27 protein-coding genes are annotated in these 25,894 nt (G+C 50.6%); 18 read left to right on the top strand and 9 right to left on the bottom strand.

Annotated elements, in window-relative coordinates; genetic code table 11:
• The 3 genes from frdC to IAE27_RS03880 all read left to right on the top strand — a co-directional run bounded on the left by frdC (nt 1) and on the right by IAE27_RS03880 (nt 1,426).
• Nucleotides 1–396, top strand: a complete 396-nt coding sequence (gene frdC / locus IAE27_RS03890; protein ID WP_004117355.1) for a fumarate reductase subunit FrdC — start codon at nt 1–3, stop codon at nt 394–396.
• A gap of 10 nt (nt 397–406) precedes the next feature.
• Nucleotides 407–766 carry a fumarate reductase subunit FrdD gene (gene frdD, locus IAE27_RS03885; RefSeq protein ID WP_004109192.1) on the top strand — a complete coding sequence of 120 codons (360 nt, stop codon included), beginning with the start codon at nt 407–409 and terminating at the stop codon, nt 764–766.
• Between the two features lie 129 nt (nt 767–895).
• Entirely contained in the window at nt 896–1,426 is a 531-nt protein-coding gene (locus IAE27_RS03880; RefSeq protein WP_154022066.1) for a lipocalin family protein, read from the top strand.
• Here the strand turns inward: IAE27_RS03880 and sugE are convergent.
• The 4 genes from sugE to efp form a co-directional block, all read right to left on the bottom strand.
• Nucleotides 1,423–1,740 (bottom strand): quaternary ammonium compound efflux SMR transporter SugE, encoded by a 318-nt coding sequence (sugE, locus tag IAE27_RS03875; RefSeq protein ID WP_004109196.1) that lies wholly within the window; start codon nt 1,738–1,740, stop codon nt 1,423–1,425. The two genes, IAE27_RS03880 and sugE, sit on opposite strands and share 4 nt — an antisense overlap.
• Before the next feature lie 139 nt (nt 1,741–1,879).
• Nucleotides 1,880–2,026, bottom strand: a complete 147-nt coding sequence (gene ecnB / locus IAE27_RS03870; protein ID WP_004109200.1) for a lipoprotein toxin entericidin B — start codon at nt 2,024–2,026, stop codon at nt 1,880–1,882.
• Nucleotides 2,027–2,190: 164 nt separating this feature from the next.
• On the bottom strand, nt 2,191–2,322 hold the full coding sequence (locus IAE27_RS03865) for an entericidin A/B family lipoprotein (protein ID WP_016809373.1): 132 nt from the start codon (nt 2,320–2,322) through the stop codon (nt 2,191–2,193).
• Nucleotides 2,323–2,391: 69 nt separating this feature from the next.
• Nucleotides 2,392–2,958: an elongation factor P gene (gene efp, locus IAE27_RS03860; protein ID WP_004109203.1), complete on the bottom strand. Its 567-nt coding sequence runs from the start codon at nt 2,956–2,958 to the stop codon at nt 2,392–2,394.
• 42 nt (nt 2,959–3,000) lie between these two features.
• Here efp and epmB point away from each other — a divergent pair, with 42 nt between their 5' ends.
• On the top strand, nt 3,001–4,029 hold the full coding sequence (gene epmB / locus IAE27_RS03855) for an EF-P beta-lysylation protein EpmB (protein WP_070557057.1): 1,029 nt from the start codon (nt 3,001–3,003) through the stop codon (nt 4,027–4,029).
• 159 nt (nt 4,030–4,188) lie between these two features.
• Here epmB and IAE27_RS03850 read toward each other — a convergent pair whose 3' ends face one another.
• Nucleotides 4,189–4,755 (bottom strand): winged helix-turn-helix domain-containing protein, encoded by a 567-nt coding sequence (locus tag IAE27_RS03850; protein ID WP_070557058.1) that lies wholly within the window; start codon nt 4,753–4,755, stop codon nt 4,189–4,191.
• A 491-nt stretch (nt 4,756–5,246) separates the two neighbouring features.
• Here IAE27_RS03850 and IAE27_RS03845 point away from each other — a divergent pair, with 491 nt between their 5' ends.
• The 8 genes from IAE27_RS03845 to yjeJ all read left to right on the top strand — a co-directional run bounded on the left by IAE27_RS03845 (nt 5,247) and on the right by yjeJ (nt 15,363).
• On the top strand, nt 5,247–5,807 hold the full coding sequence (locus IAE27_RS03845) for a fimbrial protein (RefSeq protein ID WP_004117347.1): 561 nt from the start codon (nt 5,247–5,249) through the stop codon (nt 5,805–5,807).
• 60 nt (nt 5,808–5,867) lie between these two features.
• Complete coding sequence (locus IAE27_RS03840) at nt 5,868–6,560, top strand: molecular chaperone (protein WP_004109214.1); 693 nt, start codon at nt 5,868–5,870, stop codon at nt 6,558–6,560.
• Nucleotides 6,561–6,590: 30 nt separating this feature from the next.
• Nucleotides 6,591–9,134, top strand: coding sequence for a fimbria/pilus outer membrane usher protein (locus tag IAE27_RS03835; RefSeq protein ID WP_154022067.1), 2,544 nt, complete (start codon nt 6,591–6,593; stop codon nt 9,132–9,134).
• 18 nt (nt 9,135–9,152) lie between these two features.
• The gene (locus IAE27_RS03830) at nt 9,153–10,178 is read left to right on the top strand and encodes a fimbrial protein (RefSeq protein ID WP_070557059.1); all 1,026 of its coding nucleotides are present in this window, start codon (nt 9,153–9,155) and stop codon (nt 10,176–10,178) included.
• Between the two features lie 443 nt (nt 10,179–10,621).
• Nucleotides 10,622–10,990, top strand: a complete 369-nt coding sequence (locus IAE27_RS03825; RefSeq protein WP_070557060.1) for a hypothetical protein — start codon at nt 10,622–10,624, stop codon at nt 10,988–10,990.
• Between the two features lie 81 nt (nt 10,991–11,071).
• Entirely contained in the window at nt 11,072–12,358 is a 1,287-nt protein-coding gene (locus IAE27_RS03820) for an HlyD family secretion protein (RefSeq protein ID WP_017145095.1), read from the top strand.
• A complete protein-coding gene (locus IAE27_RS03815) occupies nt 12,351–14,474 on the top strand; it encodes a peptidase domain-containing ABC transporter (protein ID WP_016809376.1) in 2,124 nt (707 codons plus the stop codon). Before IAE27_RS03820 ends, IAE27_RS03815 begins: the two co-directional genes overlap by 8 nt.
• 22 nt (nt 14,475–14,496) lie before the next feature.
• Complete coding sequence (gene yjeJ, locus IAE27_RS03810; RefSeq protein ID WP_004109233.1) at nt 14,497–15,363, top strand: YjeJ family protein; 867 nt, start codon at nt 14,497–14,499, stop codon at nt 15,361–15,363.
• Between the two features lie 50 nt (nt 15,364–15,413).
• Here the strand turns inward: yjeJ and IAE27_RS03805 are convergent, their stop codons facing one another.
• The 3 genes from IAE27_RS03805 to IAE27_RS03795 all read right to left on the bottom strand — a co-directional run bounded on the left by IAE27_RS03805 (nt 15,414) and on the right by IAE27_RS03795 (nt 17,885).
• Nucleotides 15,414–15,767 carry a DUF4156 domain-containing protein gene (locus IAE27_RS03805; RefSeq protein ID WP_004109236.1) on the bottom strand — a complete coding sequence of 118 codons (354 nt, stop codon included), beginning with the start codon at nt 15,765–15,767 and terminating at the stop codon, nt 15,414–15,416.
• 134 nt (nt 15,768–15,901) lie between these two features.
• Nucleotides 15,902–17,548, bottom strand: a complete 1,647-nt coding sequence (gene groL / locus IAE27_RS03800; RefSeq protein WP_004109240.1) for a chaperonin GroEL — start codon at nt 17,546–17,548, stop codon at nt 15,902–15,904.
• A 43-nt stretch (nt 17,549–17,591) separates the two neighbouring features.
• Entirely contained in the window at nt 17,592–17,885 is a 294-nt protein-coding gene (locus tag IAE27_RS03795; RefSeq protein WP_003855929.1) for a co-chaperone GroES, read from the bottom strand.
• Between the two features lie 232 nt (nt 17,886–18,117).
• Here IAE27_RS03795 and yjeH point away from each other — a divergent pair, with 232 nt between their 5' ends.
• A complete protein-coding gene (gene yjeH, locus IAE27_RS03790; protein ID WP_016809377.1) occupies nt 18,118–19,377 on the top strand; it encodes an L-methionine/branched-chain amino acid transporter in 1,260 nt (419 codons plus the stop codon).
• 22 nt (nt 19,378–19,399) lie between these two features.
• Here yjeH and IAE27_RS03785 read toward each other — a convergent pair whose 3' ends face one another.
• Complete coding sequence (locus IAE27_RS03785) at nt 19,400–19,876, bottom strand: FxsA family protein (RefSeq protein WP_004109245.1); 477 nt, start codon at nt 19,874–19,876, stop codon at nt 19,400–19,402.
• Between the two features lie 338 nt (nt 19,877–20,214).
• Here IAE27_RS03785 and aspA point away from each other — a divergent pair, with 338 nt between their 5' ends.
• The 5 genes from aspA (at nt 20,215) to IAE27_RS03760 (ending at nt 25,845) form a co-directional block, all read left to right on the top strand.
• Complete coding sequence (gene aspA / locus IAE27_RS03780; RefSeq protein ID WP_004109248.1) at nt 20,215–21,651, top strand: aspartate ammonia-lyase; 1,437 nt, start codon at nt 20,215–20,217, stop codon at nt 21,649–21,651.
• A gap of 118 nt (nt 21,652–21,769) precedes the next feature.
• On the top strand, nt 21,770–23,071 hold the full coding sequence (locus tag IAE27_RS03775; RefSeq protein ID WP_004109251.1) for an anaerobic C4-dicarboxylate transporter: 1,302 nt from the start codon (nt 21,770–21,772) through the stop codon (nt 23,069–23,071).
• A 94-nt stretch (nt 23,072–23,165) separates the two neighbouring features.
• On the top strand, nt 23,166–23,489 hold the full coding sequence (gene cutA / locus IAE27_RS03770) for a divalent cation tolerance protein CutA (RefSeq protein ID WP_004109254.1): 324 nt from the start codon (nt 23,166–23,168) through the stop codon (nt 23,487–23,489).
• Nucleotides 23,465–25,228, top strand: a complete 1,764-nt coding sequence (locus IAE27_RS03765; RefSeq protein ID WP_049127344.1) for a protein-disulfide reductase DsbD — start codon at nt 23,465–23,467, stop codon at nt 25,226–25,228. The genes cutA and IAE27_RS03765 overlap by 25 nt, the downstream gene beginning before the upstream one ends.
• Nucleotides 25,229–25,269: 41 nt before the next feature.
• Complete coding sequence (locus tag IAE27_RS03760) at nt 25,270–25,845, top strand: transcriptional regulator (protein WP_048257700.1); 576 nt, start codon at nt 25,270–25,272, stop codon at nt 25,843–25,845.
• Nucleotides 25,846–25,894: the final 49 nt, after the last annotated feature.

Raw genomic sequence — 25,894 nt, 5'->3', positions numbered from 1 at the left:
ATGACGACTAAACGCAAACCCTACGTGCGGCCGATGCCGTCCACCTGGTGGAAAAAGCTGCCGTTTTATCGCTTCTATATGCTGCGTGAAGGAACAGCGGTCCCCACGGTCTGGTTCAGTATCGTGCTGATCTACGGGCTATTCGCGCTGAAGCACGGTGCTGAGAGCTGGGCCGGATATATCGGTTTTCTGCAAAATCCGATTGTCGTGATTCTGAACCTGATCACGCTTGCGGCCGCGCTGCTGCATACCAAGACCTGGTTTGAGCTGGCACCGAAAGCTGCCAATATTATCCTCAAAGGCGAAAAAATGGGGCCAGAGCCAGTGATTAAAGGGCTTTGGATCGTCACCGCGGTCGTCACCGTAGTGATTCTGTTTGTCGCCCTGTTCTGGTAAGGAGGCTGGAATGATCAATCCTAAACCAAAACGTTCTGATGAGCCCGTATTCTGGGGGCTGTTTGGCGCTGGCGGCATGTGGGGAGCAATTGTCGCTCCTGTCATCGTACTGCTGGTAGGTATTATGCTGCCGCTGGGCCTTGCGCCCGCAGACGCCTTCAGCTACGAACGCGTGCTGGGCTTTGCCCACAGCTTCATTGGCCGTGCGTTTATTTTTCTGATGATTGTGCTGCCGCTATGGTGCGGACTTCATCGTATTCACCATGCGATGCACGATTTAAAAATTCACGTACCCAACGGTAAGTGGGTCTTCTACGGCCTCGCGGCGATTCTGACCGTCGTCACGCTGGTCGGAATATTGTTCATCTAAACCGCTGCTTTAACCTCGACTGCGGCAAGCCCGGTAGCAGGATGTTACCGGGCTCTCTTCTCAAGAAAAATCTGCCGCATTTTTCCTGCCTGAATCTACACTTAGCTTAAAACTGGCAAGGAAATAACTATGCGTCTGCTCCCCGTCATGGCGGTTGTTGCCGCTTCATTTCTGCTTATCGCCTGTAGCACGCCGACGCCGCCTACCGGCGTCACCGTGGTCAGCCCATTCGACACGCAACGCTATCTCGGTACCTGGTATGAAATCGCCCGTTTCGATCACAATTTTGAGAGTGGCTTAGAAAAGGTCACCGCAACGTATAGCCTGCGCGATGATGGTGGGCTGAACGTGGTAAATAAGGGATATAACCCCGACCGGGGTATGTGGCAGAAAACCGACGGCGTCGCTTACTTTACCGGCGATCCCGCGCGCGCCGCGCTGAAGGTCTCATTTTTCGGCCCTTTCTATGGCGGCTATAACGTCATTTCACTGGATAAGGATTATCGCTATGCGCTGGTTTGTGGGCCAGATCGCGACTATCTCTGGCTACTGGCGCGTGCGCCGAAAATCCCGCCGGAAGTGAAGCAGCAGATGCTGGATATCGCCAGCCGGCAGGGATTTGACGTGAGCAAGCTCATCTGGGTCAATCAACGCTATTAATGAGCGCTCATTTTCAGGCCAATGATGCCAATGACAATACATGCCAGGCTGGCAATGCGCATCGGGCTGGCGGATTCTCCTAGCAGGATAATCCCCGTGACCGCTGCGCCAACCGCGCCAATACCGGTCCAGACGGCGTAAGCCGTTCCCACGGGCAGCGTTTTCATCGCCCATGATAAAAGCGCCATACTGATAACCATGGCGGCAATCGTAATTACGCTCGGCACAAGCCGACTAAAACCATGGGTATACTTCAGGCCGACTGCCCAGACAACTTCCAGCAGCCCCGCGATAAACAGAATTAACCAGGACATAAGGCTCCTTTGATGGGGCCGTCCCCAGATGTGAAACGCTTACGGGTCGTCCCGCAAGGTAGATGATAATCCGCGGAAATAATACACGATGTCGCTAAAGAGAGGAAGAACGGTACGACCACGGCCGTACCGCCATGGTCTATTGCTGAGCTTTGGTTGCGGCGCCAGAAATCGCATCGCCGCCATCTGAAATATCCTGACCGACACCGCGCGTGGTGTTACATCCGGTCAATGCTGAGGAGAGGACCAAAACCGTAAAGACCGCTGCAATCGCTTTTTTTACCATGATGTTATCCTTAATTTACCAGTTTTAGTTATCGTGCCTTATAAGCATAGACAACCTGGTTCAGGATGAGGGAATCTCAACGTTTTTTCGGAGAAAAAGAGGCTTAAGATATTAAGTCAGGAACAGAAATGGATTATGAATGAGGATTTCCTGATGAAATCAGGTTAGCTGGCAGCGTGAGAAATAGCATGACCCAGGCTTTGGATATCCTCACCCACGCCGCGAGCCGTATTGCATCCGGACAGAAGGGCGCAGCTAAGAAATAATAATACCGGGAGCGTTAATTTATGAGCCATCTTCCCTGCCTGCAGTTACGCCGGTAGAGGGCGCAGCGAAAGGCTGCGCCAACCGTCTCAGCGCATCGATTACTTCACGCGGGATACGTATTCGCCAGAGCGAGTATCCACTTTGATGACTTCGCCAATCTGAACGAACAGAGGAACTTTAACCACTGCGCCAGTGGACAGGGTAGCCGGTTTACCGCCGGTGCCAGCAGTATCGCCTTTCAGACCTGGATCGGTTTCAACGATTTCCAGCTCAACAAAGTTCGGCGGGGTAACGGAGATCGGCTGACCGTTCCACAGAGTAACGATACATTCAGCCTGATCCAGCAGCCATTTAGCATTATCACCAACGGCTTTAGAATCTGCGGCCAGCTGTTCAAACGTCGAGTTGTTCATGAAGTGCCAGAACTCACCGTCGTTGTACAGATAAGTCAGGTTCATATCGACAACGTCTGCGCCTTCAGCAGAATCTGTAGACTTGAAGGTTTTCTCTACGCGGGTACCGGTCAGCAGGCGGCGCAGCTTAACGCGCGCAAAAGCCTGGCCTTTGCCCGGTTTAACGAATTCACTGGCTTCAACTGCATAAGGTTCGCCGTCCATCATGATTTTAAGACCGGCACGAAAATCGTTGCTATAGTAAGTCGCCATAAGGCCCTCTGAAACTTTGTTAATTGGTAGCTAAGCCACAAAATGGCGCATATTGTAACCCTAAATACCCCATCCAGAGAAGATTGGTTAACGCAACTTGCCGATGTTGTGACCAGTCCCGATGAACTGCTGCAGCTTTTAAATGTAGACGCTGATGCGAATCTATTGGCAGGACGCGACGCTAAGCGCCTGTTCGCACTGCGTGTCCCACGGGCATTTATTGCTCGTATGGAACCAGGAAATCCAAACGATCCTCTTCTCCGTCAGGTACTTACCTCCCAAGAGGAGTTTATTCATGCTCCAGGATACTCCACCGATCCGCTGGAAGAACAGCATAGCGTTGTGCCAGGTCTGCTGCATAAATACAGCAACCGCGCTTTACTGTTGGTGAAAGGCGGCTGCGCGGTAAATTGTCGATATTGTTTCCGTCGGCACTTCCCGTACGCGGAAAACCAGGGTACGAAGCGCAACTGGCAGAAGGCTATGGAATACATCGCGGCTCATCCAGAGCTGGATGAAATTATTTTTTCCGGCGGTGACCCGTTGATGGCGAAGGACCATGAACTGGACTGGCTGCTTACCCAGTTGGAATCCATTCCACATATTAAACGCCTGCGTATCCACAGCCGGTTACCCATTGTGATCCCTGCGCGGATTACCGATACCCTGGTTGCGCGCATCTCTGCATCTTCGTTGCAGGTGCTGCTGGTGAACCATATTAACCATGCCAACGAGATTGATACCGCGTTTCGTAGAGCAATGAAGAGCCTGCGTATGGCTGGCGTCACCTTACTCAATCAGAGCGTACTGTTACGCGGGGTGAACGATGATGCGCGCACGCTCGCCGATCTGAGCAATGCGTTGTTCGATGCCGGGGTTATGCCTTATTACCTGCACGTTCTGGATAGAGTGCAGGGAGCGGCGCATTTCATGGTCAGTGACGAAGAGGCCCGGGCAATCATGCGTGAACTACTCACGCTGGTCTCCGGCTATTTAGTCCCTAAACTTGCACGGGAAATCGGCGGAGAACCAAGCAAGACGCCCCTGGACTTAGGATTGAAGCAACGATAGCGAATCCGTCTGCCGGGCACTGCCTGGCAGACTACCTGGTGCTATTACTTACTGGCGTATAAATACTGATGCTTTATAATTTTCATAGAACCAGTAGTTATTCTTCCAGGAGAGAGTAAAGCGAATATAAAAGCAAGCGGTTAATCCATTCATTATTACTTACAAAAAAAGAGAAAGGATGTTTGCTGCGGTCATCACCAATAACAGAGGCAAAATCCACCCGGGTAATTTAAATACTGTTGCTTTATCGTCTGTGTAACTTTTTTGCGCATCTTCGCGGACAGCGGAATTATTCATCACATTTTTCTCAATCGGAGGCGAAGAGGTGCTTGCGGTAACCTGCACATTTTCAGAATTTTCCGGTGCCTTTTCTTCCGAGCGTAAGAATGAGGCAATATTTGATCCTGCCGCGAGAACAAACCCGCGCTGTCTGACTGTAACAATAATATCTTGCGATAATCCTGCTTTCACTAACGACTTTCTTAACAATGATATGTTTTGATAAAAAGTATTCTGCGAAACGACAACCCCTCTGGTTTTCCAGACACTATCCAGAAACTCTTCTCGGGATATAATTTTCCCATTACTTTCCAGTAAAAGTTGCAGGCAGCGTGCAGTCGGCGCGTTCAGCGTCACGCTCTCACCATTGTCCCCTACGGGCTGCAGCTCATTCATATTTACATTAAAAATAACTTCATTGTTAATGATATATTCATTGAATATCATAATCCCTTTCCTCCCTCACCATTCCATATGAAATAAAGATGAATTAAATTCAAATTCATCTTTAGCTATCACAGTACATCCCTTTAAGCCTGCCAGATTAGATAATTTCAAAGAAAAATCCCAGCTCTTCCCAGAGCAAAGATAAGATTATCATGATATTTGAACCAAAGGGAAGACTGATTTACAACTATACCTTCCAGGCACACTCATTATTATCTACGAAATCTGCTTGTGAAATTGCAACCTTCAATAAACAGAGTTTAAATTCAAACAGAATTCACATGCATTTTATCAGTCCTGCACTTAGATTTGTCACCGCTCCGGCACATTACGCTCTATGTATACCAGGTATACAAAATGCGGCGGCAGGAGAATGATAACGATAGCGATCGGGCAGACATAGCAGAATGTTAGTTATTACCTATCAGACTAATTAACATCTTCGTCTTGACGCTATTCAGGACTTTAGTATCTATAAATGGATTAAATAAATGAAAAAAACAATTGTAGCTGTAATGGTTGCTGCTTCTGCAGTTCTGAGTGCTCAGGCTTTCGCGGCAGGGAACAGTTCTTCTCTGACTATTCTGGGTAACGTTACCGACACCGGCGAATCCTGTAACGTAACGCCGTCCGCTATGATTTCCGGCGGTTCTTTAACTCTGGACGATGTTAAAGCATCTGTACTGGACGCAATGGCAGTTAACACTCCGTATATGTCAACTGCAAAAGACATTGAGTACAAAATCGAAGATTGCCAGAAAGGTGCAACTAATTACACCGGTAACATCAACGTGACCGTAACCGGCGACTATATCAGCGGCCAGGACAACGTGCTGACTAACACGGCTGCCAGCCCGGCAACTAACGCTGCGGTTACCGTAGTAAACACCGACGGCACTCGCGTAAGCTTCACCGGTACGACTCCAAAAGTTGTTGCTTATACCGCGGGTACCCCGTCTTACCTGCGTTATAAAGCTGCATACGTTAAAACTGCAAACGGCGTTACCGATGGTGCAGTTAAAGGTGTAGCCACCTTTACTATTAGCTACTAATAAGTACAACGGGGTTTGCCTCAGGCAGGCCCCGTTATTTTTTTATTCAGGGAATGAATTATGCTGAAGTCATTATTAAGATTAGCTGCAATTTCTTTTATTTCTGTCAGCTTTGTGGCCCAGAGCGGAGTCGTGGTTGATTCAACCCGCCATCTTTATAAAGAAGGTTCGCGAGAAATCAGTACGAACATTGAAAACAAAGATGACACGCCTTATTTAATTAAATCCTGGGTCGAAGCGTCTGAAGGAATGAAAGATAGCTTTTTTATGGTGACTCCCCCGCTTTTCCGCCTGGAGGGCAAGCAAACCAACACGGTACGTATTTTTCCTAACGCGTATATCTCTAAAGCCCCTCAGGATCGTGAAACTGTCTACTTCTTTAACGTAATGTCTATTCCGCCAACCAGCGACAGTGAAGCTGACAAAAACAAGCTGCAGCTGGCGGTGCGCCATAGAATGCGTCTTATCTATCGCCCTCGCGCCATTCAGGATATGAATATTAATACCGAAGCTAAAAATCTGCAGTGGCATAAGTCCGGTAATAAGATAACGCTAAAGAATCCGACACCCTTTTTCATTTATTTTAAGTCGATAAAAATAAACGGCAGAGATATTAGCAGCTCAGTCAATAACATTGATGCTTTTTCCAGCAAAGAATTTACTTTGCCTGCAGGTATAAATGGTTCAGAAATCGAGTGGAAGGTCGCCACTGATAACGGAGGCTCGGGTTCTGCCCACACATCATCGATTTAAATTCTTTTTTGATTGGCCAGGGTGAAAAGTATGTCTATTTCAATAAAAAAAAGGGAAGGCGCGCTATCCGGAGCCTCCCACACATTTTTCGTTCTTGTTCCTGCGCTAGCTCTCGGTTTATGCGCCAATGCTTTAGCTCGTGATTTTTTTGACCCCGCATTTATAAAATCTGTCGGTCAGAGCGACCCCTCTTCAATACCGGACTTATCCCTCTACGCCACCCGCGATGCCCAGGCTCCAGGGGAGTATCGCATTGACGTTATTTTAAATAACAGTCTGCAAGAAACGGCTGATATCCGGTTTGTGGAAAAAAAAGATCCCACAACAGATACGTTGAAATTAGTTCCCTGTTTAAGCATTGCTAAATTAACCAGCTATGGTTTGCGTGCAGACGCTTTTCCTGGCTTAAAAGAAGATGCGGATGGCTGCGCAGATACTCATGTCATTCCTGATTTCACCACCGATTTTAACTTCAATACTCAACAGCTGCTGGTATCCATACCGCAGGCGGCACTGTCCACTATCGCGCAGGGCTTCGTTTCCCCCGATGAGTTTGACGACGGTATTAATGCCTTACTGACCAACTATCAGTTTAGTTCAGGCAAAGACTATGAAGCCAATAATGAGTATTACAATCTTAACTTACAATCCGGCCTGAACCTCGGGCCATGGCGCCTGCGCAATCTGAGTACATGGAATAAGTCAGCGGGGGCAAAGAGCGACTGGGATTCTGTATATCTCTATGCGCAGCGGAGTATTGTCCCGTTAAAAAGTACTTTAGTCATGGGCGAAAGCAGCTCGCTGTCGAGCATCTTTGACAGCGTGCCGTTCACCGGGATTCAGCTGGCAACCGACACGGACATGATTCCTGAAAGCCTGCGCGGATTCGCGCCCATCGTTCGCGGTATTGCCCGAACCAATGCGCGTATCGTCATCAAGCAGAATGGCTACCAAATTTACCAGGCTTTTGTCGCTCCGGGCGCTTTCGAAATTACCGATCTCTACTCAACCGGCGGCAACGGTGACCTTTACGTCACCGTCGAGGAGTCCGATGGCTCCCGACAAAACTTCGTGGTGCCCTACGCTTCTCTGCCATTAATGCTCCGGGAAGGCCAGATGGAGTATGAGATTACCAGCGGGAAATATCGTCCCTACGATGGCAACGTTGACGAGAAACCCTTTACGCAAGCAACGATCAGCTACGGCGTATTAAGCAATACCACTCTCTATACGGGCGTACAGGCGGCGGCCAATTACCAGGCGCTCGCTTTTGGCGCCGGGCAAAACCTCGGCGATATTGGCGCGGTTTCCGCCGATGTAACGGCTGCATGGTCTAAAAAGAAAGATGAAGAGAAAACGTCCGGCCAGTCATGGCGCATTCGCTACGGTAAAAATATTCTTGAAACCGGCACCAATATTACCGTAGCCGGCTACCGCTATTCGACCTCCGGGTACAATACGCTAACTGATGTGATGAATACCTATAACAACAGCTACGGCGGATATACGCCACACTCGCTGCGTAACAGAACCAATATTACCGTGAGCCAGAGCCTGGGTTCAGGGCTGGGTAACCTTTCTGTATCCGGTATTTTTGAGGATTATTGGGATAGCAACCGCCGCAATAACTCACTGAATATTGGCTATAACGGCGGGTTCCGCCGCTTTAACTATTACGCTGGCTATAGCTATAGCCGCTATAGCTGGGGAAATAATGGTTCCAGCCGTCACGTTGAGGATGACCATGTTGTTTCATTTAATATTTCCATTCCTTTAAGCGATTGGTTACCTAATGCCTATGCGACCTATAACGTGACCAACAGCAGTCCGGGTTCAACCGATCAGTATGTTTCTCTGAGTGGCGTCGCGCTGGAAAACCATAACCTGGACTGGAACGTCCAGCAGGGCTACAGCAATCGTGAAGATGCCAGCGGCGGCGTCTACGGCAACTATCGTGGTTCCATGGGTTCGGCTAACGCCGGCTACAGCTATGCCAAAAATAGTCAGTTAATTAACTACGGCCTGAGCGGCGGCGTGCTGGTTCATGCTGACGGAATGACATTAGGTCAGGAAATGTCTGAAACCGCCGTATTGGTTAAGGCGCCCGGCCTGAAAAACGTCCGTCTGGAAAACGACGCGACGATCGAAACGGACTACCGCGGCTATGCGATTATTCCTTACGTTACGCCATACCATCGAACCAGCGTGACTTTAGATAGCACGACTTTGGGAGATAATATGGAATTGCCAAATACGACGCAGAAAGTGGTGCCAACCCGTGCAGCCGTGGTACGGGCAAATTTCGCGGGCAATATTGGCCGCCGCGCGTTCCTTATTCTTAAGAGAGCGTCGGGTGAAAACGTTCCTTATGGCGCCACGGTAACGTTGACCACGGATAAAAACGCCCAGGCCAGCATCGTTTCTGATGGCGGTATGGTCTATTTGTCCGGCCTGAAAGATAACGGTGAAGTCTATGCTCAGTGGGGTTCAAAGAGCGGGCAGCAGTGTAAAGCGCCTTATAGCCTGGCTGCGGTAAACGAAGGTATTGCTCAGGCCACTGCGGTTTGCCAGTAACAGGGATGAATACAGACTATGAAAAAAATACTCCTTTTTATTAGTTTACTTTTACTTAATCAGACAGTAATGGCTGACTGTAATTACAACGGAACTGATGCTGCATTCAATGTTACATTCAGCCCAGCTAAAATTTTATCCGATTCAAGCCTGGCGCCCGGTAGCGTACTGGCAGTAAGAACGGTAGGCGGAGCGATTGCCAATGCAAAAACTTTTTATAACTGCAAGGCAAATGATATTTACGCCATTATCGCCACGCCCAGCGTCAATCTGGCGGCAGGCGTGACCGGTGTGCTCGGTGGACCGGTTTATGAAACAGGGATACCGGGTATTGGTTTTGAAATTTCGGAAGCAATTGCCGGCGCCAACGGCCGCCCCGTTCCGGCCACGTTAGGTACTGTTTCTGCCTATGGCCTTAGCGATCCCGGCGTGAAACAACTAACCGTCTGGCTGATAAAAACCAGGGACAATATTGATACGAGCTTCTCAGGAAAAAAAGAGATTTCGGTGTCCTATCGTGCAGGAAGCGTCAATCAGGTCAATGCTAATTCATCAATTGCCCGACTTGCCCAAGCCAACATCAAACTCGGCCCTTTCACTTACAGGGAAACAACCTGCAATATAAATCCACGAGGTGGGAGCACGGTCAATCTATCTAATATAGAAGCATCGCAGCTTAAAGCTATCACTCAGGGCGGGGTAACTGGCAAGCAAAAAGACTTTACGCTTGACATTACCTGCCCTGACTCATCCGTTGGAACCAAATATACCTACTGGTTTAACCCTATAACCGAGAACTCAGCATCAAAAGATGGCGTACTGCTAAACTCCATCCCTGATACTATCGGAGGAGCCAAAGATGTTGGTTTCATAATTAAACAGGGTTCCAGCCCTATCACCTTTTTTGATTATAAAAACTACACTATTGCCAGTGTGAAAAAGAGCCAGTCGCTTACCTTCACTGCGGACTATTACAAACTATCTAACACCATAACACCAGGTAGCGTTCGAGCTATATTTGAAATCATTCTACAGGAAGAGTAACCATTAAAAATTATTGTTGGCGCTATCATCTTCATTTGACAGAGCCAACAATGAGGTCTTTTGAGGTAGAGTTAAATATCATGCAGATAACCAAACACAACCTGCGAAATATATTAACCTTACTTTTACATCACAGCTTTTATATCACAGCCTTTATATCAACACCAATAAACACATTAGCCCGCAAACACTTTATTTACTTCACAACCGAAACTCTATGTGATTTAAGATAATTATTAGATGAAGAGCTAAAATTCAACATGAATTATACTAAAATGGCTTGGAAAAATATTTTTTTTAATTAAAATCATCCCTCGAAATTATCCTCTAAGGCAAGTTTTTATTTTTTTGACTTATAATATAATTTCAATGTACATTTGCGTGAAAAATATGTTCATGCAGAGAGCGGAACAATCTGACATATTATATAACCAAGGAAAACTATGAAACAATTAACTGTTTTTGAAATGGAAGAAATCTCTGGCGGCTACTCTTGGGATTTTTCTTCAATTCAATCAACGATTAGCTCATTTGCATGTAATGCAGTTGAAGCTATTGCGGCTGGTGTGCTCGGAGGTATAGTTGGCGGTTCATTTGGTACCTTAATTGGTGGGACTCAATCTGGTGCTAATGGTGGTCTGTTAGGTTTTGGCCTCATTGGAAATGGGGTGGGATTAGTTTGGGGAGCTATTGTTGGTGGGGTAGCGGGGGCATCTGGGGCGATCGCGGCTGGCTGGGACACAACCCTGCAAGTTGTTGTTGATGCCTTCCAGAGCGTCATTGACGGTACATTTATCCCATGGAGCCATTAAGATTTAACAATTAAAAAAAACTTTATACTTTAAGGCCCATTATTAATGGGCCTTACTTCCACCTAAAAAAACAAAATAATTATGAAAAAATCAATCTATCGCAAGGAAGCGATTGAGTACAAAAAAATCCACTGGAAAGGAAAGGCATTATTATTAGCAGGCATTCCCGCGTGGCTAGTCACTCTTCTGGCATTTATTTTTCTTATTGCCATTGTGCTTTCACTCATATTTTGCACCTTTACCCAGCGTATTGATGTACGCGGAGAGGTCATTACGCTCCCCCACTCCGTTAACGTCTTTGCCCCACAGCAGGGTTTTGTTGTGAATCTGCATGTAAAGGTGGGAGACATTGTCAAAAAAGGCCAACCGCTTTATGAACTTGACGTTTCACGTAATACGATCGGTGGCAACGTTAGCGCGGCTCAGATTGAAGTTATCAATGAAAAGATTGCTAACGCCGAAGATATTATAAGCAAACTGACGCGTAATAAGGCTGAAACGCTCGCTGCTCTTGAAAAACAGATTAAAACCACCAGCGCCTCGTTAACGGAAACCAACCGTATGCTGGCTAATACTCAGGTAGGCTTAAACAAAATGCATACCAACCTGGCCAGCTATGATAAATACTTAAAGGATGGTCTGATAACTAAAGATCAGTATAACTATCAGCACTCGCTATATTTTCAACAGCAAAGCGCCTATCAATCCCTGGTGACCCAAAAGATGCAGCTGGAATCTCAGCTCACGCAAACCAGCAGCGATAAAATTACCAAAGCAGCAGACTTTGATAATCAGATCTCCAGCCAGCATAACCAAATCAATGATTATAAAAATCAGCTGGTAGAATCGAACGCTAACGGTAATCTGATTATTAAAGCAACGACCAACGGTAAGATCGAATCGCTGGCCGTGACTAAAGGGCAGATGGTAGAGAACGGCAGCAGCCTGGCGCAGATCAAACCTACCGGTGATATTGAGTATTATCTGATCCTCTGGTTACCCAATAATACCATCCCCTACGTGAAACCCGGGGACACCATTAATATTCGCTATGATGCTTTCCCTGCCGATAAATTTGGCCAATTTCCAGGTAAGGTTGTTTCTATTTCCTCGGTCCCGGCGTCACGTCAGGAGATGGCAGAATATACCAATGTCAGCAACGGCACTAATCAGCAGGAATTAGCGCTCTATAAAGCAATTATAAAAATCAAGGACAAGACCTTTAGCTACAATGGAAAAACGCTCACGCTCTCTAACGGTCTGAAGGCTCAGGCGGTAGTTTTCCTTGAAGAACGCCCGCTTTACATGTGGATGTTTACTCCTTTCTATAAGATGACGCAAAGCGTGAGTGGCCCGATCGATGAATAAAGAACTGTTTAAAACCATTACCGATAAGCTTAATTTCTCATTCCGTCATAAAACGCCGGTTATTTTACAGTCGGAAGCCGCCGAATGCGGTATCGCCTGTCTGGCAATGGTTTGCGGCTTTTACGGGCTTAATATCGACCTGTTCAACTTCCGCCATCGTTACGGTAGCCCTTCTCAGGGCGTTACGCTCATGTCGCTGAGCAAAACGGCGGAACATGCCGGTCTGAAAAGCCGGGCCCTCTCTCTGGATCTGGATGAAATCAAGCAGCTGAAGCTACCCTGTATTATCCACTGGGGAATGAATCATTACGTCGTGCTCACTAAGGTACGTAAAAACAGCTTTATTGTTCACGATCCGGCGCTGGGTAAGCGGGTTATTGGTATCCAGGAAATGTCCAATAACTTTACCGGCGTTGCGCTGGAACTATGGCCGGACCAAAACTTTCAGCAAGAACAGGCAAAATCACGCCTGCGTCTATTAGACCTGATGCGCAATATTGTGGGACTTAAATCGGTCCTGCTAAAAATCTTTGCCTTTTCGGTAGTGGTTGAAGCTATCGGCCTGCTATTACCTATCGGTACGCAGCTGGTGACTGACCATGTCATCATGGCGCACGACCAGAGCCTGCTTTCGGTTATCTGTATCGGCCTGGTCTTCTTCACGCTTTTCCGCACCTTTATTAGTATGCTGCGAGCGTGGACCTCATTAACGCTAAATACGCTGACGAACATCCAATGGAAAACCACGCTGTTCGATCATCTGACGAGCCTGCCGTTATCCTTTTTTGAAAAACGTCATTTAGGGGATATTCAGTCTCGTTTTTCGTCGCTGGATACTATCCGTTCCACCTTCACCAATAGCATTGTTACCGGCATTATCGACTCAATCATGACGATTGGCCTGCTGGTTATGTTAACGCTGTACGGCGGCTGGCTGGTTTGGGTCGTGGTTGGATTCACCTTATGCTATGCCATCATGCGTTTTGCCACCTACAGCTTCTACCGTCGCGTTGCCGAAGAGCAGGTTATCAAGGGCGCACGCTCCAGCTCGCACTTTATGGAGTCCCTATACGGTATTTCCACCATTAAAGCGCTGAACTTAAAAGAGCGTCGTTCTCAGCACTGGTTAAATATCAACATTGACGCCTGCAATGCCGGTATCAAACAGACTCGCTTCGATATGATGTTTGGCGGTATTAATACTTTTATTACCTCCATCGATCAGGTCGCCGTACTCTGGCTGGGCGCGATCATGGTCATTGATAACAATATGACCCTCGGTATGTTTATGGCTTTTAACGCCTATCGTGGGCAATTCTCCCAGCGCGCATCAAGCTTGATCGACCTGGTCATGCAGCTGCGAATGCTGTCGTTACATAATGAGCGTCTTTCAGAAATTGTATTTAGCGAGCCGGAAAAAGAGCTGCCTGCACGCCGGGTTTTTGCAGAAAATACTGGCGTGAAATTAGAAGTGAAGAATCTCAGCTATCAGTACGATCCGTTCTCACAACCTATTTTTTCTAATTTAAATATTACCGTTGAACCCGGCGAATCCATCGCACTGGTTGGCCCTTCCGGCGTCGGTAAGACCACGCTGCTGAAAGTCATGTGCGGTCTGTTAGCGCCCACCAGCGGTGACGTGATAGCGGATAACCTTGATATTCAAAAAATTGGCATCAATAACTTTCGTCTCGGAACGGCCTGCGTCCTTCAGGAGGACCGCCTTTTCTCAGGCTCGCTTATCGATAATATCAGCGGCTTTGAAGATAATGCCGATATGGACTTTATCGTTGAGTGCGCACGCAGATGTAATATCCATGATGAAATCATGAAAATGCCGATGGGGTACGAAACGATTGTCGGCGAGCTTGGCTTAGGTATCTCTGGTGGACAAAAACAGAGAATTTTAATCGCTCGCGCGCTCTATCGAAAACCCAGCATTCTGTTTATGGATGAAGCCACCAGCCATCTCGACCTGAAAAATGAATCGGTCATTAACCAGTCTATCTCTGGTTTAAGCATTACCCGAATCATTGTTGCCCATCGGCCATCCACCATTGCCTCAGCCGATCGCATCATTGATATGTCACAGCTCCATATGCAGGCACCAGCGTAACCACCAGGAAAAGGAGATCCGTATGCAAGGAACATTTATTGGTTTTAATACCGCATCTATTAAATATGATGACAAATTTTTGGCTTTAATGCTCAAAGTCAAACTGAGTAATCAACTCTGTCAGTCTTATTATCTTCAGGCGCCGATTCTTGCGGATCTCCTGTTAGTTCTGCAGCACAGAATGGCCATCGTCCTGCAGCGCTTAAATGCTGAAGGTGAAAGTTATAAGAATGAACTGGTGGCCTTTAATGAACGCCTTATAGAAAATACACCGGCGATCGATATACCTGAAGTACAGCACCCTAATCCGGAAAGACGTATTATGTCGATAACGTTAAAACCCGGCGACACCTGGTCAACGCTCATTCTGGTGCTGCAAAATGAACAAATTGCTACGCTGCGTATTGATGATATGCAAGTTGAAGCGCTGCTGGTGGGCATTCAGCAGTCTCTTAAACACACGGGTGATAGCGATCTGATTAATTATTTAACTTCCTCGCTGGAAGGCCTGATGCTTTATGCGGTGGATTTAACGAATACCAGCAACGTTGATTATCAGCAGTATCTTCAGGATGAATGGAAGCTCAATCTGTTTTCCCATTATCTCGGCGTGTTGTACTGTTGTGACACGGAGGAAGGGCGAAAAATCATCTCCGGCGCAGTGATTAAAACCAACGCCGCTCATCCATCAGAGCAGGAAAATATCGTTGTAATGCGCTTAATTGAGAGAAGCCCAAAGCTGAAAGAAGTGCATACCCAGCGCCAGCCCAGCCAGATTTTTAGCCAAATCATCCCTTCTCAGCCAGGAAGAATGATGACGCTGGAGGAGTGTCTGCGTCCTTTGCATGCGTTCTACCAGCAAACTCAGGCGCAACTCAGCAAGCAATAAAAAGAGATCAAGAGGGTGCCTCAATTTAGGCAAGAGAGGCACCGGTTAAATCAGTTCGGGCACTTATAAACCTGGCCGTTCATTTGGCTATCGGTCGGCACAAAGCTGGACAGCAGATTCTGCGTCGGGCTGCTGACGCCGTAAATGACGTTGCCACCCATCTCTGCGGCCTTGTTACGCAGGGCGTTTGCCGCGCCGCGCATGGAGCCGCCTTCGTCACCATTCTGTCCGGACAGCCAGTTGCTCTGCGTGCCGCTTGCGGTACCTAACAGCTGGCATTCAGAACCTGGTTTATCTTCAACAAAGCGTACGTTCTGGCCACCAGAGGTCAATTCGTTGCTGGAGCTGCAACCTGCTAACAACAATGCTGCGCCGACAATCCCTGCTAAATATTTTACCTGCATGTTATTCCCCACGATCAATGAGCTGGACGCACTGGCCCGGATGTACAACCTTATACTAAAAAGACGACAAAAAGAAAAACCCCCGAGCATTTCTGCCCGAGGGTTTCTTTATATCTAAGGGGTATAGCGCACGATTACATCATGCCGCCCATACCGCCCATGCCACCCATGCCGCCAGCAGCACCTAAGTCAGGCGCGTCGCTTTTCGGCAGGTCGGTGACCATGCACTCGGTGGTGATCATCAGACCAGCAACGGATGCTGCGTACTGCAGAGCAGAACGAGTCACTTTAGTTGGGTCCAGAATACCGAAGTCGATCATGTTGCCATACTCTTCGGTTGCAGCGTTGTAACCGTAGTTACCTTCACCACCTTTCACAGTGTTCGCCACAACAGACGGTTCTTCACCGGCGTTGGACACGATCTGACGCAGCGGAGCTTCCATTGCGCGCAGCGCAACTTTGATACCGACGTTCTGATCTTCGTTCTGAGCGGTCAGGCCAGCCAGTTTAGCGGCAACGCGAACCAGCGCTACGCCACCACCGGCAACCACGCCTTCTTCAACCGCAGCACGGGTCGCGTGCAGGGCATCGTCAACGCGTGCTTTCTTCTCTTTCATTTCAACTTCGGTAGCCGCGCCCACTTTGATTACTGCAACGCCGCCTGCCAGTTTAGCCACGCGCTCCTGCAGTTTTTCACGGTCGTAGTCAGAAGTTGCTTCTTCAATCTGCTTACGGATCTGAGCAACGCGGCCCTGGATCGCAGCTTCTTCGCCCACGCCATCGATGATGGTGGTGGTGTCTTTGTTGATAACAACGCGTTTCGCCTGACCCAGATCTTCCAGAGTCGCTTTTTCCAGCTCCATACCGATCTCTTCAGAGATAACGGTACCGCCGGTCAGAGTTGCGATGTCCTGCAGCATAGCTTTACGACGGTCGCCGAAGCCCGGTGCTTTAACCGCAGCAACTTTAACGATGCCGCGCATGGTGTTCACTACCAGGGTCGCCAGCGCTTCGCCTTCTACGTCTTCAGCGATGATAACCAGCGGTTTGCCCGCTTTTGCTACGGCTTCCAGAACCGGCAGCATTTCGCGGATGTTGGAGATTTTTTTGTCAGCCAGCAGGATGAACGGGCTTTCCAGTTCAACAGCGCCGGTTTCCGGCTTGTTGATGAAGTACGGGGACAGGTAGCCGCGGTCAAACTGCATACCTTCAACCACGTCCAGTTCGTCTTCCAGACCAGTACCGTCTTCAACGGTGATCACGCCTTCTTTACCGACTTTGTCCATCGCTTCAGCGATCAGTTTACCTACGGTTTCGTCGGAGTTAGCGGAGATGGTACCAACCTGAGCAATGGCTTTAGAGTCAGAGCACGGTACGGACAGCGCTTTCAGTTCTTCAACAGCGGCTACGACAGCTTTGTCGATACCACGTTTCAGATCCATCGGGTTCATACCCGCAGCAACGGCTTTCAGGCCTTCAGCAATGATAGCCTGAGCCAGTACGGTTGCGGTGGTAGTACCGTCGCCTGCAGCGTCGTTCGCTTTAGAGGCGACTTCTTTCACCATCTGCGCGCCCATGTTTTCGAACTTGTCTTCCAGCTCGATTTCACGCGCTACGGAAACGCCGTCTTTAGTGATGGTCGGCGCACCGAAGGATTTGTCCAGAACCACGTTACGGCCTTTCGGGCCCAGGGTTACTTTAACTGCGTCTGCCAGTACGTTTACGCCGCGCAGCATTTTCACACGAGCGTCGTTACCGAATTTTACGTCTTTAGCTGCCATTTTATCTTTCCCTTAAATTCGTATGTTCAGTGTCGTTCGCGGATTAAGCTTCAACAATTGCCAGAATGTCGCTTTCGGACATGATCAACACTTCTTCATTGTCGATCTTCTCGGATTTCACGCCGTAGCCATCGTTGAAAATTACGATGTCACCAACTTTAACGTCCAGAGGCTGCACGGTTCCGTTTTCCAGGATGCGGCCCTTACCGACAGCGATGATTTCGCCACGAGTTGATTTTGCTGCCGCAGAACCGGTCAGAACGATGCCGCCAGCAGATTTCGTTTCAACTTCTTTACGTTTGACGATCACACGATCATGTAACGGACGAATACTCATTGATAGCTCTCCTTTGAGAAAGTCATTATCAGTTATGGATGACGCCGGTCCGCACACGGTTTTCCGGCTAGTGCCCTGAGAGATGGGGGTGGGGTTTTACCGCTTCAAGGGGAAAAGTAAAAAAAAATTTGTCCTCGTGCTCAGACGCACACAAATTTGCCGCCGTTGCCTGACGTCATAAGCAAAAGCGATTGTGATACCATCCCTTTTTTGCCGGGCGCAGGGTTGAAACATGAGTGGTTTAAAACAGGAGTTGGGGCTTGCCCAAGGAGTGGGGTTACTCTCCACATCATTACTGGGAACCGGCGTCTTCGCCGTTCCGGCGCTGGCCGCATTGGTCGCCGGCGACAATAGCCTTTGGGCCTGGCCGGCGCTGATTTTACTGGTGTTTCCCATCGCTATCGTCTTCGCCACTCTGGGTCGGCACTTTCCCAGCGCCGGCGGCGTGGCCCATTTTGTGGATATGGCTTTTGGACCGCGTCTGGCGCGCGTCACCGGCTGGCTCTTTTTATCAGTGATCCCGGTCGGATTACCCGCGGCCCTGCATATCGCCACCGGCTTCGGTCAGGCGCTTTTTGGCTGGCACGATAGCCAGCTGCTGCTGGCTGAACTGGGAACGCTGGCGATTATCTGGTGGGTCGGCTCTCGCGGAGCCAGCTCCAGCGCCAATCTACAAACGCTGGTTGCCGTGCTGATTGTCGCCCTGATCGTCGCTATCTGGTGGCGCGGCGGGATCAACCCCACGCAGATCCCCTTCCCGGCGCCCGCTGAAATCGATAGTTCGCAGCTTTTCTCCGCACTTTCGGTGATGTTCTGGTGTTTTGTCGGTCTGGAGGCTTTCGCTCATCTGGCCTCTGAATTTAAGCAACCGGAGCGCGATTTTCCCCGCGCGCTGATGATCGGCTTATTACTGGCGGGTTCGGTCTACTGGGCCTGTACCGTGCTGGTCCTGCACTTTCATGCCTTTGGTGAGGAGATGGCCGCCGCCGCGTCGCTGCCCAATATCGTCGTACGCCTGTTCGGCATTCAGGCGCTGTGGATTGCCTGCGTTATCGGCTATCTCGCCTGCTTCGCCAGCCTCAATATCTATATCCAGAGCTTTGCCCGCCTGGTGTGGTCGCAGGCGCAGCATAAGCCTGAGAGCTATCTGGCCCGCCTGTCGCCGCGACAAATTCCGCGCAATGCGCTGAACGCGGTACTCGGCTGCTGCGTGATTAGCGCCTTGTGCATTTACGCGCTCAATATCAACCTGGATGCCCTGATCGTCTACGCCAACGGCATTTTTATTATGATCTATCTGCTGTGTATGCTGGCGGGCTGCCGTTTGCTGCATGGGCGTTATCGCGTGTTAGCGGCGTTTGGCAGCGTGCTGTGCCTGCTGCTGCTGGCGATGGTGGGCTGGAAGAGCCTGTACGCGTTTATCATGCTGGCGGTACTGTGGCTGTTTTTACCAAAGCGCAGGCTCGCGGAGAGAGTCACCAGGCCGGAGTGACCGGCCCGGACAATGCTAAATGTTAATCACGACGATCGTCTTTATGTTCGAGGCGGTCGCGCTCGTCATCTTTGCGCTGATATTCGCCTTCAAAGGTATCGCCGCCACCGGTTCCGGCGCTAAACCCGCCGCCCGGCATCCGACTAAAGCGCAGATGCGGCATCAGCTTTAAGGTCAGGTGCTTCTGCACTGGAGGCAGCAGCAGCAACAGCCCCAGGAAATCGGTAAAGAATCCCGGCAGAAGCAGCAGCAAACCGGCGATGATCAGCGACACGCTTTTGATCATTTCAGCGGCCGGGCTCTCTCCCGCCGCCATCTTCTGCTGCATCAGCATGAGGTTTTTAAAGCCCTGGTTTTTTACCAGCGATATCCCCACGACCGAGCTAAAGATCACCAGAATCAGCGTCAGCAGGACGCCAAGCACGTGGGCGACCTGGATAAAGATCGATATCTCAATGTAAACGTATAAAAAAACGGCAATTAACGGAATCCAACGCACCGGCGTCTCCTTCATTAACAGGCGCCAGCGTCGGCGCCCGTAGTCATAGATATGCTATTCGCATCGAAAAGATGTTGGGCCAAAACGTCACTTTTCAATCGTAAAAAAAGCTTATTTTTTTCAAGAATAGAAAACCGGTGACTCATTTCACAGATTAATAATTCTTATAGGATTCACTACATAATAAGTGATCAGGGTGACTGATATTCGCTATTATCAGCATATGATCGTGGGCACCGGGCCGATTAAGGAAATAATCTGCGGCCAGAAAATGCGCGAGATCCCATAAATTCTGCGTATTTGGTGAATTCATAGGCAGCTTGAAAGAGAAGGTTCACATGTTAAACAACATTCGTATCGAAGAAGATCTGTTGGGCACCAGGGAAGTTCCAGCTGACGCTTACTACGGCGTCCATACTCTGAGAGCGATTGAAAACTTCTACATCAGCAATAACAAAATCAGCGACATTCCTGAATTTGTCCGCGGAATGGTGATGGTGAAGAAGGCCGCTGCGCAGGCTAACAAAGAGCTGCAAACTATCCCTAAAAGCATCGCCAACGCCATTATTGCCGCCTGCGATGAGGTGTTGAATAACGGCAAGTGCATGGACCAGTTCCCGGTTGATGTGTTCCAGGGCGGGGCAGGCACCTCCGTTAACATGAACACCAACGAAGTCCTGGCGAACATCGGCCTTGAGCTGATGGGCCATCAGAAAGGCGAATATCAGTATCTCAACCCCAACGACCACGTTAACAAATGTCAGTCCACTAACGATGCTTACCCGACCGGTTTCCGCATCGCGGTCTACGCCTCCATTCTCAAACTGATCGATGCAATCAACCAGCTTGGCGAAGGTTTCCAGCAAAAGGCCGTTGAGTTCCAGGACATTCTGAAAATGGGTCGTACCCAGCTGCAGGACGCGGTGCCGATGACCCTGGGGCAGGAGTTTCACGCGTTTAACGTTCTGCTTAACGAAGAGACTAAATGCATTCTGCGCACCGCTGAGCTGCTGCTGGAGGTAAACCTCGGCGCGACCGCTATCGGCACCCGCCTGAATACCCCGGATGGTTATCAGCAGCTGGCAGTTCAAAAACTTGCGGAAGTCAGCAACCTGCCGGTTGTGCCAGCCGAAGACCTGATCGAAGCCACCTCCGACTGCGGCGCCTACGTGATGGTCCACAGTTCCCTGAAGCGGCTGGCGGTTAAACTGTCCAAAATCTGTAACGACCTGCGCCTGCTCTCTTCCGGCCCGCGCGCCGGCCTGAACGAAATTAACCTGCCCGAACTGCAGGCGGGCTCCTCTATCATGCCAGCCAAGGTAAACCCGGTGGTCCCTGAGGTCGTCAATCAGGTGTGCTTCAAAGTGATTGGTAACGATACAACCGTCACCATGGCTTCCGAAGCGGGGCAGCTGCAGCTGAACGTGATGGAGCCGGTGATTGGCCAGGCGATGTTTGAATCTATCCATATTCTGACTAACGCCTGCTACAACCTGCTGGAAAAATGCGTGAGCGGCATCACCGCCAACAAAGCGGTATGCGAAAGCTACGTCTACAACTCCATTGGCATCGTCACCTACCTCAACCCGTATATCGGCCACCACAATGGCGATATCGTAGGCAAGATTTGCGCCGAAACGGGCAAGAGCGTCAGAGACGTGGTGCTTGAGCGCGGGCTGCTGACCGCAGCGGAGCTGGACGATATCTTCTCCGCGCAAAACCTGATGCATCCGGCCTATAAAGCGAAGCGGTATACTGATGAAAGCGAACAGTAAAGTTTCAGGTTAAACTAATCACGGGCATGTCAGCGATGACATGCCTTTTTTGTTCTTATTGATCTACTAAATTACAACAATCCAATATCAACTTGTTAATAAAACAAGGAAGGCATATATGTTTGGTGCAGAACTCGTTATTGTCCTGCTGGCTATTTATCTGGGAGCCAGACTCGGGGGTATCGGCATCGGTTTCGCCGGTGGCCTGGGCGTCCTCGTCCTGACCCTCTTTTTTCAAATTAAACCCGGCGCGATCCCCTTCGACGTCATCGAAATCATTATGGCGGTTATCGCCGCTATTGCCGCCATGCAGGTCGCCGGAGGGATGGACTACCTGGTCAGTCTCGCCGAACGTATGCTGCGACGTCACCCCAAATACATCACCTTTCTCGCCCCGCTGGTCACCTGGTTTATGACCATACTGGCCGGAACCGGACACACTGCTTTCTCTACGCTTCCGGTGATCACCGAAGTAGCGAAAGAGCAGGGTATTCGCCCCTCGCGCCCTCTTTCCATCGCCGTGGTCGCCTCACAGATTGCGATCACCGCCTCGCCGATTTCCGCTGCGGTGGTCTTTTTTGCCGGCATCCTTGAACCGCTGGGCGTCAGCTACCTGACTCTGCTGGCAATCTGTATTCCGGTTACCCTGATTGCCGTGATGCTCACCGCCATCGTCTGTAACTTCCTCGGCTGTGAGCTGAAAGACGATCCGATTTATCAGGAGCGGCTGGCGAAAGGGGAAGTCAAGCTGCGCGGCAGCCAGGTTTTCGAGCTTAAGCCGCACGCCAGACGCTCTGTGCTGCTGTTCCTGATTGGTATCGTCGCGGTGATGTTTTACGCCACCGCCATCAGCGACACCGTCGGCCTGATTAAAGATCCGGTTTTGCCGCGCAACGAAGCGATCGTGGTATTTATGCTGACTATCGCGACATTGATCAGCATCACCTGCAAAATCGACACCGGTGAAGTACTCAACGCCAGCACGTTTAAATCCGGCATGAGCGCCTGCGTTTGCGTTCTCGGCGTCGCATGGCTGGGGGATACTTTCGTTAAAGCCCACATCAGCGATATCCAGACGGTAGCAGGCGACCTGCTGCACAACTATCCGTGGCTGCTGGCGGTCGTGCTATTCTTCGCCGCAACCCTGCTCTATTCCCAGGCAGCCACCACCAAGGCGCTGATGCCCGCCGCGCTGATGCTGGGCGTAAGCCCTCTCACCGCCATCGCCTCATTTGCCGCCGTCTCTGCGCTGTTCGTTCTGCCAACCTACCCAACTCTGCTGGCGGCGGTCGAAATGGATGACACCGGCTCCACCCGCATCGGTAAATACGTCTTCAACCACGCCTTCCTGATCCCCGGCGTCATCGCTATTACGCTATGCGTGATCCTCGGGTTTATTTTTGGCGGCATCATGCTGTAAATCTCTTCAAATTCGGGCCAGATCCTGGCCCGTTTCGTTAATCCTCCCTATCTTGCGTGCTATAGTGCCTCTTTTCGCTGATACGAGGTTCACGATGACTACGCCTGATGCTGTTGTTGTACTCTGTACCGCGCCGGATGAAGCGACCGCCCAGGACCTGGCGGCCAAAGCATTGGCGGAAAAACTCGCCGCCTGCGCCACGCTCCTGCCGGGAGCGACGTCGCTCTATTACTGGGAAGGAAAACTGGAGCAGGAGTATGAAGTGCAAATGCTGCTGAAAACCGACCTTGCCCATCAGCAGGCGCTGCTGGACTGTCTGAAGTCCCATCACCCGTATCAAACCCCTGAACTTTTGGTTCTGCCCGTTATTCACGGAGACAATGATTACCTCTCATGGCTCAACGCATCATTACGCTGATCCTGCTGCTTTGCAGCACATCGGCCATTGCCGGACTGTTCGACGCCCCCGGTCGTTCGAACTTTGTTCCTGCTGACCAGGCTTTTGCCTTCGATTTTCAGCAGAATCAACACGATCTCAATCTGACCTGGCAAATCAAGGAGGGTTACTATCTTTACCGCAAACAGATTAAGCTGACCTCCGCCGATGCGACGTTTATCGACCCCTCGCTGCCGTCAGGCGAATGGCATGAGGACGAGTTTTACGGTAAAAGTGAAATTTACCGCCAGCGCCTGACCGTCCCGGTCACTCTGACGCACGCCGCCGCTGGCGCAACCCTTACCGTCACCTGGCAGGGCTGCGCGGATGCGGGTTTTTGCTATCCGCCAGAAACCAAAATCGTGCCGCTTGGCAAAGCGCTGGCGCGCTCCAGTAACGATGCGCACGCCGGGCAACCCAGGCTGAACCCGCCGCTGCCGCTGGAAACGCGCCCGGCGCTGCCGGTCGAGTCGCCGTCCGACCTTCCTTCTCCCGTCGCGGACAACCACAGCGCCGATCTCCCCTTTAGCGCGCTTTGGGCGCTATTAATTGGTATCGGCATCGCCTTTACCCCCTGCGTTCTGCCGATGTATCCGCTGATTTCCGGCATCGTGCTGGGCGGTCAAAAACGCCTCTCCACCGCCCGCGCGCTGCTGCTGGCCTTTATCTACGTTCAGGGAATGGCGTTAACCTACACCGCGCTGGGTCTGGTCGTCGCCGCTGCGGGCCTGCAGTTCCAGGCAGCGCTGCAGCACCCTTATGTGCTGATCGGCCTGTCGGTCGTGTTTATCCTGCTGGCACTGTCGATGTTTGGTCTGTTTACGCTCCAGCTGCCTTCGTCGCTGCAAACGCGTCTGACGCTGATGAGCAATAAACGCCAGGGCGGTTCACCCGGCGGCGTATTCGCCATGGGGGCAATTGCCGGATTAATCTGCTCGCCCTGTACCACCGCGCCGCTGAGCGCCATTCTGCTGTATATCGCCCAGAGCGGTAATCTGTGGCTGGGCGGTGGAACCCTGTATCTCTACGCGCTCGGAATGGGGCTGCCGCTGATCCTGGTGACCGTATTTGGCAACCGCCTGCTGCCGAAAAGCGGCCCGTGGATGGCTCACGTGAAAACCGCTTTTGGCTTCGTGATCCTCGCGCTGCCGGTATTTTTACTTGAACGCATCCTGGGAGACCTGTGGGGCCTGCGGCTTTGGTCGCTGCTGGGCGTCGCCTTTTTTAGCTGGGCGTTTATTACCTCGCTGGGCGGCACGCGCCCCTGGCTGCGTCTCGTACAAATCGCGATGCTCGGCGCCGCGCTGGTCAGCGCCCGTCCGCTGCAGGACTGGGCTTTTGATGCACCGGTCGTGCAACGGCAGTCCCATCTCCAGTTTACCCGTATCCATAGCGTCGATGAGCTCAATCAGGCGCTGGCGCAGGCGAAAGGCAAACCGGTGATGCTCGATCTTTACGCCGACTGGTGCGTGGCCTGCAAAGAGTTCGAGAAATACACCTTTACCTCACCTGAGGTTCAACAGGCCCTGAAAGAGACCGTTCTGCTACAAGTGGATGTCACGAAAAATAGCGCACAAGACGCGGCGCTGCTGAAGCACCTCAGGGTGCTTGGCCTCCCCACGATTCTGTTCTTCAACGAACAGGGCGAGGAGCAGCCCGCGCAGCGTGTCACCGGGTTTATGGATGCCGCGGCATTCAGCGCCCATTTGCGCGATCGATAACCGTGAGCGACACTTTAGGAGGGAAAATGGAGGAGAAGACCGTGCAACGTGAAGAAGTCCTGGGTGAAGCCATCCAAATCCTCGAAATCGAGGGTATCGCTAACACCACGCTGGAAATGGTCGCCGAGCGCGTGGCTTACCCGCTCAATGACCTCAAACGTTTCTGGCCCGATCGCGAGGCGCTGCTGTATGACGCGCTTCGCCATCTTAGCCATCAGGTCGATGCCTGGCGCCGTCAGCTTTTACTCGACGAGTCGCTAAGCGCAGAGCAGAAACTGCTGGCCCGCTACGCCGCGCTGACCACCTGCGTTAGCAACCATCGTTATCCCGGCTGCCTGTTTATCGCCGCCTGTACTTTTTACCCGGACGCTCAGCACCCGATCCATCAGTTGGCCGAGCAGCAGAAGCAAGCTTCTCTGGCCTATACCCACGAACTGCTTAGCCAACTGGAGGTTGACGATCCGGCGATGGTCGCGAAGCAGATGGAGCTGATCATCGAAGGTTGCCTGAGCCGCCTGCTGATCAAACGTAGCCAGACTGACGTCGATACCGCACGTCGCCTGGCAGAAGATATTTTGCGTTTTGCCCAGTGCCGGATGGGCGGTGCGCTGACCTGATTCCGATATCTTAACCGATTCATCGCGCATATAATTCCCCACTCATCGA

Source organism: Klebsiella sp. S69, assembly GCF_016516145.1.
Classification (GTDB): Bacteria; Pseudomonadota; Gammaproteobacteria; order Enterobacterales; family Enterobacteriaceae; genus Klebsiella; species Klebsiella oxytoca.
Note: the sequence above shows the minus strand (reverse complement) of the source record. Positions and strands in the feature narration are given on the sequence as shown.